At 64.8% G+C, this 19,391-nt stretch carries 9 protein-coding genes; 4 read left to right on the top strand and 5 right to left on the bottom strand.

Features of this window, described 5'->3' with window-relative positions:
- Positions 1–416 precede the first annotated feature (416 nt).
- Positions 417–2,264, top strand: a complete 1,848-nt coding sequence (locus ACOJV7_RS07650; protein ID WP_420189538.1) for a DUF262 domain-containing protein — start codon at positions 417–419, stop codon at positions 2,262–2,264.
- A complete protein-coding gene (locus ACOJV7_RS07645; RefSeq protein WP_420189537.1) occupies positions 2,261–4,621 on the top strand; it encodes a DUF262 domain-containing protein in 2,361 nt (786 codons plus the stop codon). The genes ACOJV7_RS07650 and ACOJV7_RS07645 overlap by 4 nt, the downstream gene beginning before the upstream one ends.
- Positions 4,622–4,798: 177 nt before the next feature.
- Here ACOJV7_RS07645 and ACOJV7_RS07640 read toward each other — a convergent pair whose 3' ends face one another.
- Positions 4,799–5,860, bottom strand: coding sequence for a hypothetical protein (locus ACOJV7_RS07640; RefSeq protein WP_420189536.1), 1,062 nt, complete (start codon positions 5,858–5,860; stop codon positions 4,799–4,801).
- Positions 5,861–5,929: 69 nt separating this feature from the next.
- Here ACOJV7_RS07640 and ACOJV7_RS07635 point away from each other — a divergent pair, with 69 nt between their 5' ends.
- Entirely contained in the window at positions 5,930–6,118 is a 189-nt protein-coding gene (locus tag ACOJV7_RS07635) for a helix-turn-helix domain-containing protein (protein ID WP_420189535.1), read from the top strand.
- Positions 6,119–6,518: 400 nt separating this feature from the next.
- On the opposite strand, the gene ACOJV7_RS07630 is transcribed toward ACOJV7_RS07635, so the two are convergent.
- On the bottom strand, positions 6,519–6,872 hold the full coding sequence (locus ACOJV7_RS07630; protein ID WP_420189534.1) for a nucleotide pyrophosphohydrolase: 354 nt from the start codon (positions 6,870–6,872) through the stop codon (positions 6,519–6,521).
- A 141-nt stretch (positions 6,873–7,013) separates the two neighbouring features.
- Between ACOJV7_RS07630 and ACOJV7_RS07625 the strand changes: the two genes are divergently transcribed.
- Entirely contained in the window at positions 7,014–8,876 is a 1,863-nt protein-coding gene (locus tag ACOJV7_RS07625; protein WP_420189533.1) for a DNA/RNA helicase domain-containing protein, read from the top strand.
- 109 nt (positions 8,877–8,985) lie between these two features.
- Here the strand turns inward: ACOJV7_RS07625 and ACOJV7_RS07620 are convergent, their stop codons facing one another.
- The 3 genes from ACOJV7_RS07620 to ACOJV7_RS07610 all read right to left on the bottom strand — a co-directional run bounded on the left by ACOJV7_RS07620 (position 8,986) and on the right by ACOJV7_RS07610 (position 19,369).
- Positions 8,986–10,653: a nuclease-related domain-containing DEAD/DEAH box helicase gene (locus ACOJV7_RS07620; protein ID WP_420189532.1), complete on the bottom strand. Its 1,668-nt coding sequence runs from the start codon at positions 10,651–10,653 to the stop codon at positions 8,986–8,988.
- A 341-nt stretch (positions 10,654–10,994) separates the two neighbouring features.
- A complete protein-coding gene (locus ACOJV7_RS07615) occupies positions 10,995–16,232 on the bottom strand; it encodes a DEAD/DEAH box helicase (RefSeq protein WP_420189531.1) in 5,238 nt (1,745 codons plus the stop codon).
- 17 nt (positions 16,233–16,249) lie between these two features.
- On the bottom strand, positions 16,250–19,369 hold the full coding sequence (locus ACOJV7_RS07610; protein ID WP_420189530.1) for a hypothetical protein: 3,120 nt from the start codon (positions 19,367–19,369) through the stop codon (positions 16,250–16,252).
- Positions 19,370–19,391 lie beyond the last annotated feature (22 nt).

Below are 19,391 nucleotides of genomic sequence, written 5' to 3'. Positions count from 1 at the left end.
CATCGGCGCGGCATTGGAGCGGAGCAGTGAGGGCGTTACGCCAGGGCGCCCCATGGCAACCGGATCTTGGCGGACAATTTTCGTCCCGCGAGTTGTGACACTTCGCCCCACTGAGCCTGCCGTCGAAGATCCGCTGTCCGACCCAGGGGTTCACTGACCCACAACCGACAGCGCGCCGTCGCGTGGTGGGGTCCTGGGGGACGGCGTGGCGTCCTGAGTGGAGGGAAGCCGGCGAGATTCTCGATGTGTACCGCCAGCGGGTTCGCAGACGCACCGCCCGCCTTCCGCGATCGAGAGGACGGCGGTGCTCAGGGGCCGTCAACGGGATAGCCCCACCAGCCGTGCCAGAAGGCGCCGCTAAGGAGCCCGATCCACCATGGGCCCCGCCACAGTCCTCGCCAACGGACTCGGGTGACGTGGCGCAGATCGCCGCTAGTGTGGCTCCCGCCGTGCGACGAGGTTCTGGAGGAAACGTGGAAGCAACCCTTGAGCCGCGCCTGGTGATCCCCGGCAACGACGGCCAGCCGTTCATCTCGGGAGATTTCCTCGTGGCGGCGTATCAGCGTGGCTACCGCTGGGGCCGGCATGAGGTCCGGCAGCTTCTGGATGACATCAAGGCCAATGCTGACGAGGCGCGAAAGCGCCGCGCGACTCCCAGCGATTACTACCTTCAGCCCGTCGTGGTGCTGTCTCGGGGCGACGGCGTATGGGAGCTCGTCGACGGTCAGCAACGACTCACGACGCTCTACCTGCTCGCGAAGTACATCGGCACGAAGCTTCCTGACGCCAAGGTTGAATACACGCTGTCCTATGAGACGCGGAACCAGGCAGGCAACGACAGCCGACACTTTCTGGAGAACTTGGGGACCGTGGGCGACGAGGTGCGGAAGTCCAACATCGACTTCCACCACATCGCGCTGGCGTACGACGAGATCGAGGGATGGTTCGCCGAGCAGACGAACCCGACCAAGGCGGCGAACGACATTTACAACGCACTCTCTGAGTGGGTATATGTCATCTGGTACGAGGCGCCGAGCGACACGAACCCGAACGACCTGTTCACTCGGCTCAACCGTGACCGCATCCCGCTAACTGACTCTGAGCTCATCAAGGCGCTTGTCTTGTCGAACAGCGGCGCTGCTGCGGGTCAGCCCGGGCGGCAAGAGGAGATCGCTGCCCAGTGGGACGGGTTCGAGCGCGACCTTCGCGACAACCAGTTCTGGGCGTTCCTTACGGGTTCGACGACTCGGCGACCGACCCACATCGACTTCCTTTTTGAGAGCATGACGCCCGCGGCCGGCCTCCGGGTCCGCCCGCGGTACTGGACGTTCGAGAGGGTTCGCGACGACATTGGGCAGCGTGGGGCCGCTGCCTTCTGGCGCGACGTCGTCGCACGCCACGGTCTGCTGTCGGGCTGGTTCCACGACCGGGAGCTGTATCACCGCATCGGGTACCTCGTTGCCATCGACGACTCCGTACCGGACCTGATCGAAGCCTCGCGATCCCAGACCCACTCTGCTTTCCGTACTGGCCTTGTCGATCGAACGCGCCAGCGGCTCAGGCTTTCACGCGACGAAGTTTCGCTGCTTCAGTACGGCAAGCACGACGCAAAGTGTACCGAGGTGCTTCTGCTCATGAACGTCGAGGCTGTCTTGGCGAGCAGCGACTCAGGTGCGCGATTCTCCTTCCACGCCTACGCCCGCGACGGCTGGTCACTTGAACACATCCACGCGCAGAACTCCGAGGGTCTCAAGAAGGAGAACCAGCGCCGAGATTGGCTTGAGGCGCACCTGAAGAAGATTCGTACGACGCAGTGGGGTGACGATCTCCAGTCAGCGGCAGAGCAGATATCGGCTCGGATCGACGCGCATCTCGCGCTCCCTGCCGGAAAGACGGACGACATCGGATTCCAGGAGATCTTGGACAAGGTCTTCGCGCTCTTCGGCGCTCCCGGCGGTGGCGCAAGCGAAGAGAACCTGCACGGCCTGGGCAACCTCGCGCTCCTCCAGCGGGACTTCAACAGCAAGTTGAACAACGCGGTGTTCGCCCTCAAGCGTGAACGCATCGTTCACCTCGATGAGGCGGGCGCGTACATCCTGCCGTGCACGCGAAATGTCTTCCTCAAGTACTACACCGCGGCGGAGGATCAGCAGTTGTCGATCTGGGGGCCACAGGATCAGGAGCCGTATTACGAGAAGCTGCTGGCGGCGATCGACCCGTTCCTCGCGATCGAGGTCGTTGCTGAGGATGAGGACGTCGCATGATCACCCAGAACCTCACCGGCTACCCCTCGACTTTTGTTGAGCTTTTCGATCCCGCGCAGCACGGTAGGCCAGCGATCACGTCGATCGAGATCCCGATCATTCAGCGCGACTTTGCCCAGGGGCGGCCCGACGACGAGGCGAGCGCCATCCGTGAGCGGTTCCTCGACGCCATCGTCGGTGCATGCGTGACGGACACCGGAATGGCGCTGGACTTCATTTACGGCGACGTCAAGGAAGGCACTCTCCGGCCGCTCGACGGACAGCAGCGGCTGACCACTCTCTTCCTCTTGCACTGGTATGTCGCTTCTCTCGCGGAGGTGCTCGACCACGAGGCCGCGTGGCTCCGGTTCTCCTACGCCACGCGCCCCACGGCTCGCGACTTCTGCGACTCCCTCGCGGAACACCCCTACCCGGGTGGGTGCGTGCCGCCCTCGGCGTGGATCACAGATCAGCCCTGGTATGTCTACCCGTGGCGGCAGGACCCGACGATCTCGTCGATGCTGGTTATGCTCGACGCGCTTCACGAGCGGTTCGACACCGGTACTGACTTCGGTGACGTCTGGGACCGCCTAGAGAGCCGCTCGAATCGGGCGATCTGGTTCCTCTTCCTGCCCGTTGCCGACATGGACTACGGCGAAGACCTGTACATCAAGATGAACTCCCGCGGAAAGCAGCTGACCCAGTTCGAGGTATTCAAGGCCGATCTCGAAGGGATGCTCAAACCCGTCCTGAGCGGCCGCGGTTGTCACGTCGACGCACACACCCATGACCGCTACGAGCACCTAGCCATGAGCATCGACGGTGACTGGGCCGACATCCTGTGGGAGTACGAGAAGGCCGACAACAGCGACTACGTCGTTGACGACGAGTTCATGCGCTACCTGACCTTCGTCATCGACATCTGCGAGTGGCGCGACGGCCAGCCGGACCGGCGGTGGCGGGACAAGTCCACCTCCCGGGAGTGGCCAATCGAGGAACGAGCCCGCCTCTCCTTCGCTGACGCGACCAACGAGTACGCCGAGCGAAATCGCGACTTCTTCTTCCACGCGTTCGATACTTGGCTCGGCGTCAGTCCCGACATCGAGTTCTCCAAGCTGTTTACAGCCGGTGGTTCCGGCGAAGGTCCGCTCCCGCTGCTCGTCTCGACTTCACCGGACCTGTTCGGAAGCTGCATCAGATCCTACGGCCAAGAGTTCTCACTGGCTGAAACACTGATGCTCTTCGCCGTACTCCTCTCTCGCCAGGGCGACGAAATGGAGCCAGGGCAGCGAGACCGGCGTCTCCGCACCCTGCGCAACCTCGCCGAGTCCGCCTTCATCGACCGCAAGCGCATGGCCGAGTACGTCGGCACCGTCGAGCGCCTGATGCTTCAAGGGACCTTGGAGGGCGCGGAGGCGTTCAACGCCGAGTGGACTTCTGACGAGACGGACAAGTGGGAACTCGTTGACGAGCACGAGGACGTCGAGGAAGCTCTGCACAAGCTGGAGGACCTACCCGTCGTCCGCGGTCGGCTGTTTGCGTTCGAGCTGGACGCAAACAGCCTTGGGACGCGTGCAGACGTGTTCGCCCTCCTCGCGGAGCCAACGCTGCGTGATGCACTTGGTGCGACCCTCCTTACTAAGGCGGACTATTCGCGTGATGTCGGCTGGGGCGGGACACGTCGCCAGCTCGGCAGCTCCACCAAGGACGACTCATGGCGCGACCTATTCACAACCGGTAGTAGGGCCTCCGTCGCTCGGACGCGCGTTCCGCTCATGGAGCTACTCGACGATGTTCACGCTCGCCTCCAGAACAGCGGCATGAGCCCGGCGGAGGTGCTTGCTGAGATTCGTCGCGAGTGGCTCAACGATCGCGAGTCGCGCAACTACTTCGACTGGCGTTACTACTTCGTGCGGTACGCCGGCGCGCGCAGTTCCGTTGGCGAGGGCTACTTCCACAACCAGGGGTACGACGCGACGCGCGGAGGGTTCAGCTACGGGCGACTCCGCATGTTGCACGGAGGCAGTTACAACGCGTACTTCAGCGACGCCCTGCTACGCGCCGCGTGGGTCGACGGTGGGCTAACCGACCTCGCCCGCGAACCGAAATGGTGGCACCGCGACGACCCGGGCATGGGCATGAGGCATTCAGCCGTCGAGATTCGATGCGTCGATGACGGCTTCGAGGTCGTCCTGCCGAACGAAGATGACGATGTCGCCGCAAGGGTGATGACCGCTCTCGAATCGTTTGCCGGCTCCATCGGCAGCCGCGTCGTACTCAAGCAGGACGAGCACGATGGCGTCCTAATCGACAGTGAGGACCGTGTGCAGATCTGCGCCAGTTTGGTGAAACATCTCCACCACAACGCTGGCCTCTAGGTGCTGCTGCCAAAGTCCGCGTTGGTGAGGAATGGACTTCGCGGGCAGTTGGCCACGCCTAGACCGAGGCGGGCGACCGCATGGGACTCGAACTGCGCCTAACGCCGCTGAGGGTCTCCGCCCTGTCTCCGTTGGCGCGTCATACGGCCGCCTCGGCCCCGCGTAGCCGACGGCCGGTTACGGCTTGACCTGAACGGTCTTGTAGCGCGAGAACCTCAGTTCGTATCCGAACTCATCGCCTTCAGCAGTGAGTGCTCTTCCGGTTGTGCTGCCGGCCTTCCAGAGCCAGGGCATCACGTAGCGAGTCACGTCGTCGTCGGGGAGGGTGCCGATCAGCGTTCGCGCCGTGTCCCGGAGGAGCTCCAGATCGGCTGGGCTGGTGGCTCCCGTCCCGCGTTGCCGACCATCCGCGGCTGTCGCCTGAGCCAACGCGAGCAAGCCGTCCTCGCTGGTGGCGTCCGAGGTGACCGGTGTCGCTGGCGTCGGGATGTCCTGTAGCTCCGTTGTCGGCTTGGGGTCCTCAGCAGGGATCGGGACGGTGGGGAGCATTCCTGTGATCGCCCGGCGTTGCTCGGTGGGTCGCAAAAGGGTGAGGTTCTCGATCACGGTGCGAGCGGCTTCGACGTAGCCGCGGACCTCTGGGCGCTCATCGTTCCCCCATACGTCATGAACCAGTGGCAGTACCTGTATCCACTGCAGGTGGCTGTATCGCTGACCGTCGCCAAGAGCAGGCGCGGGCTTGGTCAGGGGCCCGGTGATGTAGGTGACGTCGACGCGGCAGGATGGGTGTGCCGCGGCCGCCAGGCGCAGGTAGTACGGAAGTTGGTCGGCTCGGTGGCTTCCCGGCTCGGTCTTCAGCTCGATCACCCAGGCGCGGTCCGGCCAGAGCACTGCCCAGTCCGGCCAGCCGTTCATGGCTGCCTCCTGGAGCTTCGGAAGCAGGTACTCATCGACGAAGACCTCAGGATCGGGCGCGGCCTGTGCCCTCAACTCGTCGCCGTGCGCCAGCACGTCCAACAAGCGCAGGAACCGGATGCCCTGCTCGCTCGGTGTCCGCGGGGCATTCCACTGAGGCGGATCGCCATCCACGATCAGCGTCGTAAGGACCCGTTGCAGGAACTCCTCACGACCCAGCTTCAGCCGACGCCACAACTGCTGAGGGCTCTCCCACATGGTTCGCAGCGTAGATGGCACCGCCGACAGCCGCAGCAAGAGGAAGTCGCCTTCCCGGTGGTTCATCGACCTGCGTCATAAGGGCCGCGTCAGTCCTTGGCCTGACCGAACAGCTGTGGCTCTATCCTCAGGAGCATGGCCGAGCGGCAGTACGAGTCGTTGGCCCAGGCCGCAGAACGCACAAGCATCAGCGTGAAAACGCTCCGCCGGCGAATTATCGACGGCGAGCTGGTCGCCTACAGGTCGGGTCGCCTGATTCGGGTGGAGCCAAGGGCGGTGGATGCCCTGTTCCGGCAGGTTCCCACGAAGGACAACCCCCGCTAGCTGTAGGCCGGTCGACGAAGTCACAGTGGAGCCGGTCCAGCACGGGGCCGCTCGTTCCGCGACGCGAGCTAGGGGGTCGCGTCTGGCTGATGTCGACGTCGCTCGAAACTGAGGCTGATGCGACGCTCGAAAACGAGGCCACCGGTTCGTGGTTCTAGTGTGCCGGGTCCTTGGGTTCTGATGTTGGGCAGGGTGTCGATGCGGGCGGTTGCGTAACCGGTAGCTGGCGCCGTTGTTTTACCCGTCGTTGACACAATTCAGGAAGGGGCTCTCGACGACGAGCGCCGGTTCGCGATTGCAGTGCATCTGTCAGCCGGGTTGCCTCGACGACGTGACACCAGACGGTGCGATCTGACGCCGTCACGGCTTCTGCTCGTCATGCCTAGCTGGTCTCTGTCCGTTACTGCCCTGTTCGGTCAGGCGCAACCCCCCTACTCTGCTGCACTGGATGCTTTATGGCGGACTTCTCGATCTTTGCAAGGGCCGCCGGTGCGAGGTCGACACCGCACTGCTCAGCAAGGCCAACCAGGTAGACCAGAACATCGGCCAGTTCTTCGCCCACACGCGTGTGGAGCGGCTCCGCTGAGATCAGCTCTTTCGCGCGGTCGGCCGGAAGCCACTGCAACAGCTCGGCCAACTCCCCTACTTCACCGACGAGGGCAAGCAGCACGGACTTCGGGTCCTGGAACTTCTCCCAGTCGCGCTCCTCGCGGAACTGACGAGCGGCCGCCCGGATGGCTTCGAGATCTGACACAGCCGCGAGTATGCCGGGTCGCCGCGATTCCGGCCGACCTCGCGGATAGAGTCGCGACCGTAATTGCGGCCCGACAGGCTTCCGGTCCAGGACATGCCCCCACCCGCACGGTTCACTTCGTGCTGCCTGGGGTTCTCAATCGTGACGCTGTACCGGACGTCCGTCGAAGGCTTCTCCGCCATCGAGCACCACTTCGCCGAGCTGCTGGCTGATCGGATGTCACACCGCACGGGGCGCCGCCCATCCGACAGTGAGCGACGCTCGTGGGAGCGCAGCATTCCCGCGCTGCGGGCCGACCTCGTGGCGGCCGGCCTCAACGACATCGAGATGCTCATTGAGTACCAGCTCCCGCTCACCAGCAAGCGGGCCGATGTGGTCCTCGTGGGCCAGCATCCGGTGACGGGCGGACCGTCGTACCTGGTGGTGGAGCTCAAGCAGTGGAGCCACGCTGAGTGCTTCGAGGACAGCGACTCCCTGGTGCGCATCGAGCAGTACGGCAGCCGCCCGGTGACTCACCCCGCCCTTCAGGTCCGCGACTACTGCGACTACATGCTGGGTTTCAATGCCGTGCTCGCAGAGGCACCAGAGACTCTCGCCGGGGTGGCCTACCTCCACAACGCCACGGATGCTGGAGTTGCAGACCTCTTCCGCCTGCCCGGGAATGACCTGGGCCGGGTCTTCACCGGTCAGCGCCGCGGGGAGTTCCGGGAGTTCCTCCACTCGCGCTTCGCTCCGGGAAAGACGGGATCGATCTACGCAGACCGGCTTGAGGCCAGTCGCATCGCCCCGTCAAAGCAGTTGCTCGCACTCGCCGCCGAGGAAGTGCAACGTCGAGAGATGTTCGTGTTGTTGGACGAGCAGCGCGACGCCTACAACTACGTCCTCCACGCCGTGGAACGAGCCCGTCGAAGCAACACCAAGACGGCAGTGATCGTCTCAGGTGGTCCCGGCAGCGGGAAGAGCGTGATCGCCCTGTCGTTGCTGGGCGAGTTGTCGCGGCAAGGTCGAGCCGTCCTCCATGCAACCGGTTCTCGGTCGTTCACCCAGACGCTGCGCAAGGTCGCTGGGAAACGGGCTCCTCGCGTGCAGAAGATGTTCACGTACTTCAACTCCTTCATCGCGGCGGAGGCGAACGACCTCGACGCGTTGATCCTCGACGAGGCACACCGCATTCGGGAGACGTCGGTGTCTCGTTGGACGAAGGCAGAGCACCGCACCGGGCGCCCTCAGATCGAAGAGCTACTGGATGCCGCCCGCGTGCCGGTCTTCCTCCTCGACGAGTTCCAGGTCGTGCGCCCGGGCGAGCAGGGCACAGTCGATGACATCGCCAAGCACGCAACCGTTCGGGGGATGCACGTCGAAAAGATCGACCTCGACGCTCAGTTCCGTTGCGGCGGATCCGAGGAATACGTCCTGTGGGTCAAACGCCTCCTCGGCCTGGAGCCGGGTGGCCCACTCGAGTGGACCGGTGACCCGGGCTTCGAGGTTGAGGTCGCGGACAGTCCGTTCGAGCTTGAGGCCAGTCTCGCGACAAAGCTCGAAGGAGGGTATTCCGCTCGAATCGCGGCTGGGTACTGCTGGCCATGGGGCGACCCTCGGGAGGACGGTTCCCTGCCGGCGGACGTTCACATCGGCGACTGGTCCAGGCCGTGGAACCTCAAGGGCGACAGGTCCGTTGGCGGCGCTCCCGCAGCAGCCCTGTGGGCCACCGACCCAGCGGGCTTCGGCCAAGTCGGTTGCGTGTACACGGCGCAGGGCTTCGAGTACGACTACTCCGGTGTCATCCTTGGTCCCGACTTCGTGTGGCGTGACGACCGATGGGTCGCTATTCGCGAAGCCAACAAGGACCCCGACTTCCGTAACCGGTCTCGGGTCAGCGATGCCGACTTCGACCGCCTCATTCGGAACGTTTACAAGGTGCTGATGACTCGAGGTATGAGAGGGGTCACCCTCTACTCCACTGACTCACTGACCCAGCAGCATCTCCGAACGATGGCGTTGTAGCCGATCAGCCTGAACGCCATTATTGTCGCGAGCCGCCACAGTGGGCTGACACAGGTCCCGCAGGGCACACCACAATGCGCCGCGCGCTTCCAGTCGATGCGACGTCAGCTCAACCGATTCCGAGCTTCTTTGCCACCGCGGGTCCACCCATTTCGCGGATGACATCTGGGGGACCCACGACAACGAGTTTGTCCGTCGCCCTCGAAAGCCCCACGTACAGCCGCTCACGGGACCGCTCGCGCGGCATCCGCTCGTTGACGCACAGCACGACGACCTTGCGTTCCAAGCCCTTGCAGCCGAGCACGTGCCCGTAGAAGACACAGTCCTTGTCCCAGAAGGTGCGCCAGTAGCCGTCCTGACCCTCCGACTCCTGCAGGGCCACCTGCTCGTGGTGACGCGCGCCCGTCGTCAGCAGCGCGACGTCCTCGGGCCGCCATCCCTCCTCGAGAAGTGGGTCGATCTGGTCGTCCGCGACGTCCAGTGCGTCCTCGGCGGCGGCCTCGATGAACGACACCTCCGGCCCTTCTCCCCCGCGGGCGTACATCCGCATGGGTGCCAGTGGTCCGAATGCTTCGGCGATCTGCCTGGTGTTGCGGAGGCAGTGGTCCAGAACCAAGGGAACGAGTGGGACGGGTGGTCGGCCGAAGCGCGCGAACACCCGCTGGTTTTCGTCGCTGTAGACGTAGAGGCCGCCCTCGTCCTCGTCGCGCAGGCAGCGCATGATCGGCGTCCACCAGGCGTCGGCGAAGTCCTGCGCCTCGTCGACGACGAAGGAGTCGAACTTCTTGCTGTCTGGAAGGTCACCGACTCGCTCAGCCATCTCGGCCGGCAGCCGGTTCTCCCAGAAGTCGGCGTCATCGCGACCACCGAACTCAGTCACGCCAAGGTAGGCCGCGAGGTCCTCGAACGTGCCGACGAAAGCCGGGCGATGCCGGCGATCCACGGTGCCCATGTAGCGCTTGAACCAGCTGGCCAGCCCCACGGAGTAGCAAAGAAGGGCGACCCGCTGCGCCGGTATCCCGTGCATTCCGCGGGTGAGCTCCTTCGCTTGGGTCAGGGCGAGCACCGTCTTGCCGCTGCCCGCGCCGCCGCGCACGTCGATGCGGTGAAGCAAACGAGTGACGCCGAGAATCGTGGCCTGCTCGATGGTAAGCCTGTCCGCACGGGACTCGCGCTCATCAGCCTCCGCGAGCAGAACCCGCTGTGGCAGGTTCCGGCCCTTGAGGATCTGGACGATCAGGTCGCAGTCGTCAGCAGTCGGAACCCGGAAGCCGGACTCCTGCCGCGCGGCAATGTCCCAGAGCCGGCCCGCGAGATCCGCCAGGTCACCCCTGCCGTGGATCATCCAGCGCGGACAGTCCGGCGTGGAGAAGTCTGGGTGCAGCGAAGTACGCGGCGTGATGACCGTGTGGCCGAACCGAACCCGCGTACGGCTCGAGTCCTTCCACCGCGGATCGCCTGCGACATATCTCCACAGCGCGTGCTTGCCGTCCCTCGCCTGGTCCACAGGGCGGATGACGCGCGGTCCACTCTGCGACGACGTGCGCCACACGCCGTCCTCGACCGTGACCGACCCACCCTTGACCTCGCCCACGATCACTCCGACCTCGGGCATGAGAACGACGAGATCGAACTCCCAGTCCTTCAGCTCGTCAGTCAGGCGGACGTTGGCGAGGATGGTCCAGTCGTCCGGCGCCTGAGCCGCGAGGCGTTCCCACGCCTCGCGCTCTGACTCCGTGGCGAACTGCGGCTGCGGAGGGTCCAGGCGAGGTGTCATGCGCGCCCGGTGGTCTCAGCCTGGTCCCGCGAGGGCCACGGCACCTCGCCCCAACGGCGACCACAGTCCCCGCACTCCCAACGCTTCATGTGAGGTCCAACGAGGCAGCCACCGAGCGCCACGCCCGGATCCGGTGGGTGCGCCGGATATCCGTACTGAATCGCCAGTCGTGCATTGCTGCCGCAGGAGGGGCACTTCGTGTCGTCCGGGGTACCGACCGTCTCACCGCTCATGCTGGCCACGATGCCAGAGACCACCGACATCCACAGAACCTCAAGGCATTTGGATCCCAGCGGTGCTCATGGCGCATCCGACCGCGCCATGATGAGCGCGCTTCCGGCTCACGTCAGCATTCGATAGAGGCTCTCCGGACGATTCCGTAGCTGCCGAACGTCGGACATCCCGACATGGAGGCCCTTGGCCCTGAGAACTTGGGCGCTCTTTGCCTGCGCCTCGTTCCAAAACGGCTCGTCGCGGCGCCACAGCGGGTGCCCGATAACGGCCGCCTTGCTGCTCGTCTGGAGAGTTAGCAGCTGGCCCGCGGTTTCCAGGACCACATCTTCGAGAGCCCCTTGGTATGCCTCGACGAACTGGCTTGCGAGGCGGCTGCCCTCGCCCAGCCACCGTTGGATCGTCAGTCCGCGCCCGTATGCCAGCTCGGCGACGTCGAGCGCTAGACGCCAGTCGAGTAGTGAGTGGAGGTGACGGTTGTCCCACGAGCGAAGACAGTCAGGGCACGAGGCATCACATATCTCGTGCGACGCAGAGGCCCACCGTTCGCCGACGTCGCCCAAGATGGCCTCCAGGACGGCCTTCAGCCGCGGACCGCGAGCCAGCTCCACCGCATAGCCGGCGCCGTTCTCGAGAGTATCGGCGACGTAGACGCTTGCTGTGCGGGTGTCGTCGATTCGCCTCGACTGCAGCCCGACCGTCAGCTCAGAGGGGTCGATGTCCAGCTCGTTCTGGCAACCTCGCCGAAGGGCGTCCGCGAAAGAGGTCAGCGCCGCCAGGCCGGAGGGGCAAGTGGAGGGGCCTGTGGCGATGACCCCGCCCTGGAGGGGAAGGTTGGATGGCAGCAACAGCACCGCATCCGTGACGCGAACCTCGCCGATCGCCGCAGACTCTCGCTTTCGCATCCCTGCCGGAGGCTCGTCCGTCAAGGGAACGATGACCGTTCGGTCGGAGGCCTCGTAAAGATCGAAGAGGCGTCCGTTGTTGTCGTTAATGGTCAGCAGCTGCGCCTGCTCCTGCTGCCAGACGTCCAGCGATCCCAAGCGAAGGGGATCGTCGTTCAGGTCCATCCAGCCCAGGACTGGACGAGAGGCCGTGGCCGAGGAGTCCTCGTCAGGACGTCCGTCGAAACGGTCCTTGTGAGTCCGAAAGCCATCCGGTTGATAGACGCGGGTGGCACGCATCGGCTGTTTGCAGACAGGGCACGCAACTACGTCGGATGACTCCACGTCGCCAGTCATCGAAGAGCCGCAGTCGGGGCATCGGAGGACTTGAAGACTCGACGTGAGCGGATTGACCGACTTCCACTTGCCGAAGGAGTAGGAGTAGGCAGCAAATCCGTTGGCCGTGTGGATCCAGCCATCTTTGACGATCTGCGACCCGGGCGAGAATGTCGAAACAGCGTGCGACAGTGGCCGGTCGGAGATCTCCGCCTCTCGCGGGTCGCCATGCACTGGCGTCCGGTACAACTTCCGGACCCGTGTGGGAAATCCGAACATAGGCAAGACCCCGCCGTTGGCCAACCGCTCGCTCAGCTCGGCCTGCGTGAACACCGGGTCCGCCACAACACCGTCGATCGCAGCCACCAGGTCATTTCGTGCCCAGTTGACGATGTGGCCGATGTCCCCAAGACCAGTGAGTGCCGTCAAGCGACGCACTACCCGCTCCACCTCCGGACTGCGCGACAGCCAAGCCTCGACCTCCGCACGACGAACTGACCACTCGCGAGCGTCGCCGAAGGCGCCGTGAACACTGGCGCCCTTGTTACCGGGGGGGTTGCTCGTGGTACGCATGGCTTGACGAAGAAGCTCTGCGGCGATGACCCGCTTGACGATCGTGGCTCGCTTGGTGTCGAGGAAGGGTTGTGGGGGTGGATCTCCCGTGATGCGGCCGGCCTCACGGAAGTAGAAGTCGTCGTGCGAACGATCACGGCACAAAGTGGCTGCATAGGAGAAAGGTTGGCCCATTCGCCCGGCTCGCCCCACACGCTGCTGATAGTTGAATCGCTGCGGGGGCATGTTGCCCATCACCGTCGAGCGCAATGATCCGATGTCGACACCCACCTCCATCGTCGTAGTGACGCTTAGAACGTCGAGGGGGGTCGTTCGCTCGTTCTCGCGAGGCCGCGGGAGCAGCGCCCTACGGAAGCGTCGCTGCCTGTCCCGCTGCTCCTTTGGCGGCCTGGTCTGCCCTGTCAGCTCCGCGACGGCCAGGCGACTGGGTTCGAGTGTTGCCAACCATGCGTAATAGTCCGCCTCCGCATGGATGTCAACATCTTGCGGCGTCGGTGTGCCCGTACATCCGGTTCTGACGCAAATGCCGCCGGAGTCGTGCCCGTGTCGGCGACCACACTTGTCGCAGACCCAGACCTCGTGGCCCGAGGGGACGAGCTCCAACCCAAGGTCGAGCGCCGTCAAGTTGAGGCACCCGCCGTCCATGACGGGGCCGAGCAGACCGGTGACCTGCGTGAGGATTTCCTCGGGGTCACGATCCAGGCGCCCGGCCACGCGCGCGAGGTAGTCCTTGACCTTTTTCGGGACACCTGACTTGACGCCCGTCTCGTGTGGACGCCAGTACCCCGCCTCAAGGTAGAGGCGCAGAACCGACTGGACTGGGCGTTTCAACTCATCCGGTACACCCGAATCCTCCGCGAGGCGAGGCGCCGCGACCATCGTCCCTTCGGAGTCGCGGCCCTCGCCACCGAAGAGCGAGTCCGCCAGGGCCTTGACCTGTTCGCGTCGGAACCGCTTGCGTTCGTCCTCGCGCGCGGCGCCGTGAGGGAGCGGTTTCCACTCACCCGGAGTCGGTGGATCGAAGACGACGTTCCAGGGCTGACCGTCCTCCAAGGTCAGCAACGACGCCCTCGGGCCGCCCGGTGGGACGCCCAGCTCAACAAGGGATCTCATCAGCGTCTCGACGAGGTCCGGCCAGCTACGGGCGGAGGACTCGTCCCGCGAGGCCTCAAACTCTTTGATCAGGAGCAGATCCTCGTCACGAGCCCGACCACGCGCCATGTCCTGGTACGCGAACGCGACGTCACGATGCTGCTGAGCCATCGTGTCGTACCGCGCGAGGTCGCTTTGCGGCAGACCACCGGGCAGTGCGCCATCCCGCAAGATGCGGACCGCGTCGTCCTCTGCCGAGGCCAGCTCCTGCTGGACGAGTTGCCGAAGGAGATCAGAGAAGTGGTTCGACGACAGCCCGATGGCGGTGGTGGCGGCGTCATCCCGGCTGTCCGTGAAGACGATCGTCCGGCTGGACTCCGGATCATCCCCGATGGAGCGGACCATCTGTGACACGAGCAGCTGCGTGGCCTGCGCTGCGCCCTGCGTGTGAGCACGAACGGGTGACCGAACGCTTCCTCGTTTGAAGCTCTGCTGCAGCTCGCTGTGCCCGCAGTGCGGACAGTGCGACGGCAGCGCCGGTGGCGACCAGTCACCAGGAGCACCGGAATACGTGACAACCGTGCCGGTGGGCTCTGAGGAGCCAACTTCCAACCATCCGAGTTTTGGCATGTACGCCGCGGGCGTGAACGAGAACTTCAGCTCTGAGTCGTCCGGACCGGCATGCTGCCATCGTTCGCGTGCCACAGGTAGACCAGGCCGGTACCAGCGGTACTCGGCTGCTGATCTCCGGAAGACGAGCGGAAGATGCTCCCCCTCTCCCTCTGCAGGGCTCGACGCCAAGAAGGGCTGCCCTTCCATCTCCCCCACGACAAAGCCGCCGAGGCTGAGGTCGCCGCACTGGTAGCAGTAGAGCGCCTCAAGAACCCTTCCCCCACACGGGCAGAACTGCAACGGCTGCGTGTAGAGCTTCCCGACGAAAGTCCTCTGCGGCGCCTCCCTTTCGACCTCGTTGCAGTCAGGGTCAGAACATGCCCAAAGGCCGCGCATGGTGCGGAGGAAAAGGTGGGCTCGGAAGGGGATCTGCGACTCCTGAGGGAGAGCCGACATCGCTCCCAGGACTTCGGCCAGGAGGTCAGCGTGGTTGCCATCGCCGAACAACCTCTCGCCGATGGTCGATAACGGGAAAGCACGGACAACACCGGTCGCCGCGTCACGGCATGCAGCGACCAATGCGCGGTCGATCCCCTCGACGAAGCCTCGCTCACGGAGCTCGTGTCGCACGGCCCCTGGGTCGACGGGCAATGATGCCTTCACTGTCCGCGGCCGCCCCTGGATCAGGTCGAAGGACTCGGCCGGAACTCCGAAGAAGGACTCGAGGTACTCGTATCCCGACCCGTCGAGGGAGGCGCTGGTGCCGATGATGCGGAGCTGCGGTGAGTCTGGTTCCAGACCAACTCTGTCCAGGAGGCTGCGCACGATGAGCGCCACCTCCGCCCCTTGGGTGCCGCGGTAGAGGTGAAGCTCGTCGACGACCAGCGTGAACACGTGTCTGGTGTCCTGCTTCAGCCAGTCCCGCGTCTGCTGGAACACGGGGTCCTCGAACCGCCGCATCAGCATCACGTTGAGCATCGAGTAGTTCGTGACGAGAATGTCCGGCGGTGTGGCGACCATGTCCCATCGGGTCACCATCTCGGACCGCCGGGGGTCGGTGATCTGCGACAGGACCACCTCATCCAACCCGGTGAGACCGTCGAACTCATGCACCATCGCTCGGAGCTCGCCTGCGACATCCTTCAGGCGCTTGTGCCGCCCTCCTGCATCGGGCATGTCCGATCCCCCAGGACTCGCGGAGGTGTATCGCCCGAACCAGATGTCCGGCCCTCCGAGGGCGGTGATCCGGCGCAGAGAGCGTCGCAGCCTGGCGATCTGATCCTCTACCAGCGCGTTGGTGGGGTACAGCACGACGGAGCGGATAGCCGCATCGCGCGGCGACGTCCGCAAGGGCTTCCATCTGGCTGGCGACGAGTCCCACCAGTTGTGGGTCGCCGAACCGCCATCCCAGCCACGGGACTCCACTAGCAGGCGAGCCAGAACGGGCAGGAGAAACGCCTCCGTCTTTCCTGAGCCTGTCCCAGATGTGACGACGGGGTTGGTCCGGTCAGGACCAACCGACATCGCGGAACGCATGGCCTGAGCCTGGTGCTCCCGAAGCTTCATCTCGCCGACGTCCTCGACTCCGAAGAGCGCCTCGATGAGGATCGCAGCCTCTCCCGGCGAAAGGCCCACCGACTCACACACCTCAAGGGCATCCTGCGTCCCGTCATACGGCAGCACGGGCTCCAGGAACACGTCCTGAAGCAGGTGACCATCTGCCTCCAGAATGGCCCTTCGCTCACGACTCAGGTCCTCGTCCCTCAACGAGTAGGCGCTGTCGATGTAGCGGAGAACGGCCTGCTTGAGATCGTTGGCGACGGTCAGCGGATCGGGGACGGGATTGCTCATCGGGCCAAGACCTTTCGTCAGTGTCCGAGGAGGTGCGCTAGATGGCCGGCAAGCTCTCGATGGACGTTTAGATAGACAAGCTGCCTACCGGATACCGCCGGCAAGAGTCCCGAGCACAGGACGGCCGCGCGACCGTACAGTCCGGGAAGATCCGCTCCCAGCGGAACACTGAGCTCCTCCGTGGCGCGGTTGTAGGCCATGAGGGGACGCTCCTTCTGGATCAGGGCCGCGGCGTGCTTGCTCAGCTGCACCGTGGCGGTCGCCATCTGGTCATTGTCACAGTCCGCATACGTTCGGAGGACATCAAGGGTCGCGAAGGTAGTCACTCGATAGGCACCAGGCGCTCGCAGGTCGACAGCATCCACCCAGCGCGCTTGTTGGAGGTCGAACCAGCGGATCCGTCCGTCGACGGCCGCGGCTCGACGCGGCAGGGACTCGACCACCAGGCCCAGCCTGGGCAGTACGGATGCCAGCTCACGCCAGGCGTCTTCACGCGGCTCGATAGCCAACTCGTGACTGCGAGCGACCTCGGCCACCTGGTCCCCGTCGAAGAACCACGACGATGGACCGTCCACCTGAACCTCCCGATGGAGGCTTCCCCCCGATTCCTCGACCGCCTCGGTCGCCCGGTCGGTGACGCCAGCTGGCCAGAAGCCCGCGAGAAGGTAGCCATTGGTGGTACGAGCGAGTGCGGTGGGAGCGATCTCCCACTCCGTCGGCAGCAGCGTCGTTGGGTCTCGTTGAATCTCGATGTGTCCAAGGCTCTCGAGAGCCCGCGCGAACTGATCGACGAACAAGCCGGTCGGCTCGATGTGCATCGCCAGCCGCTCAAGCAGGGACCACCGACCACCGCCCGTGTGCATCAAGCCATCAAGAACCAGGTCCCATGCTCGAGCATCATTGCCGTTGACGCGTGCGATCCCGGACACGTCGCGCCGCTCAGGTTCCGCCGCGACAGTGGCCCCGAACTGACGCCTCTCTTTGCTTTTCCTGTTCTTCCAATAGCTCGTCGAGTACCGACGCACCAGGCCACAGCCCTCGCAAGTGCCGACGCTGAACCGCACCAGCGGCTTGCCCCACTTGTCGACGGGTACGAACTCCACCACCTCACGGTGTCGCCCCGTGTGCACGCAGGAGGAAGGGTCTGGGAGCGTGACCCGGACGCTCGCCGCGGCGGACCGCTGCATCGGGCGTCCCTCGGCGACCCACCACGGCACAGCGGGCACCTCCGACTCCTGCAAACCTGACTCAGAGCCGTCGACGGTCACGCCCTGAACCCGTGGACCACTGTCCACCGTGGCATCCGCGCCAAGGGCACCAAGCGGCTGTGACATGTGGTGCGTGATCTCAGATGACTGGTGCCACTGCATGAGGTCGGGCTGGTCACCACTCCGCAGGCGCAGATGGGTCGACGTGAGTGGTTCTCGTTTGCCATGGGCCATCACCTCGATGCGGTAGTCGCCATCCGGAAGGCCTGCCTCGCCGAGGTCAGCGACCAGGACGCCCTGCCCGTCGTCGACCCAGGTGCCGACAACGCGTTGCGCTGCTTCCTCCTCGCCCTGGTTCACATCGTCCGAGCGGTCCGTGAGGTCGAGGAGTCGCACCTCGAACCCACCCTGGACGTCACTGACCGCACGAATTTCCGGCGGGGCCCACGAGTGCCATTTGCCGCGGGTCGCGCCGGGCAGGTGGAAACCACCCGCGAGCTTGAGCTGACTGCTGGTCAGCGGCACGAGGGGGCCGAGGTCATCCATACCCTTGACCAGATCTCCTGGGTGGGCGAACACCTCGACATGACGCACTACGAGCCACCCGTCCGGTAGCCCGGCATAGCCGGTGGTGATCACCTCCCAACCCGGCCTCGCGATCGTGCTCAAGACCTCTCGCAACCGTGCCTCGAGGTCGCCGTGGGCGACGAGCATCACGTCGTCGCCGAGCAGGACTTGCTCCGTCTCCAGCCAGCGCATGGACAACTGGTCTTGCCGGAACACGTTCAAGCGCTTGGGACGGCGACTCAGGGTCGCCCCAGTCAGCGTGTCACGCACCCGGAGCATGCCCTCGAGAAGGTCGGTCGGGTCGATGTCCGCGGACTGGCCGAGGCTGAGGGCTCCAGCGATGGCTGGCGCTAGGGTGACGCCAACCGCGCCGTCCTGCGCGAGGATCTCGCCAGGGCGCTCCTGCTCTGGGTATGGGGCGTAGATCAAAACGTTGAGCTTGAAGCGCTTCTTCGGGAAGCCGCCGAGCTCCAGCCCGAGCGAGAGCCGTCCGGCCTCACGCCCGGTCCCCGCCTGCTCGGTGTCCGTGTCGACACGACCGTCCCACGCAGACAGCGCCACCGCCGCGGCCTGGGCGATCCTCGAGCGCGCGTCGGCCTTGTGCCAGAGGCGCTCAAGGTTCTTGGTCGCGGGGCAGGGCGTCTGCCTCATCCATATGTCCAGAACCGTCTCTAGCTCGGACGGCGGAACGTCAGTGCCCGGAGAGAACCCGAACCTGAGGAAGAAGGAGACGAGTCGCTCACGATCCCCTTTCCGGACCAGGGCCTGGGATATCGGGAGCCCGACGTATCGGTGACCGAGCGCGTACGCAGTCGGCAGCCCACGGCGACCGTCGCACTCGTTGAGCCAGGCGTTCAGCGATCCCCAGTAGCGCTCTGCCACCTTTCGGTAGGCGTGAACAACGTTCTCGTCGGTCCCGGGAATGCCCAGCAGGTCCTTGAGCCGACCGTAGAAGTTGTTCTCCCCGAAGCCCTCACCGCGCGACATGTGCTCGGCAGTCAGGCTGAGCACTGCAAGCAGGGCGATCACGGGTGGAGGTTGGGTTTTGTCACCCCGCGACCAACGCCAGAGCCGGGTCGTGTGGTGCTTGAACGGCTTCGTGCTCGAGAGATCCAGGGTGGCCGCCACGGCATTCGCCAGGGATGCTTCCATTTCACCGACATCTATGCCGATCGACGAGGCGATAAGGGCGACCTGGTCGTCCTCAAGATCGAGGTACACGGGCACTGGCACGTCGAGCTCCGGAAACATGACCTCGGCGATCACGTCGTTCCATCGGTCGTACTCGTCCCAGACGTGCGAACTGCTCGGCTGAGCGTCCATCAACCCCTTCTCCCCTCCACTTACGAAGCCCTGCGTCATGGGTATCACCCCTCACCGACAC

This window comes from Knoellia tibetensis, assembly GCF_048606415.1.
Lineage (GTDB): Bacteria > Actinomycetota > Actinomycetes > Actinomycetales > Dermatophilaceae > Knoellia > Knoellia tibetensis.
The sequence above is the reverse complement of the archived record's forward strand: the minus strand, read 5'-3'. Positions and strand labels throughout refer to the sequence as shown.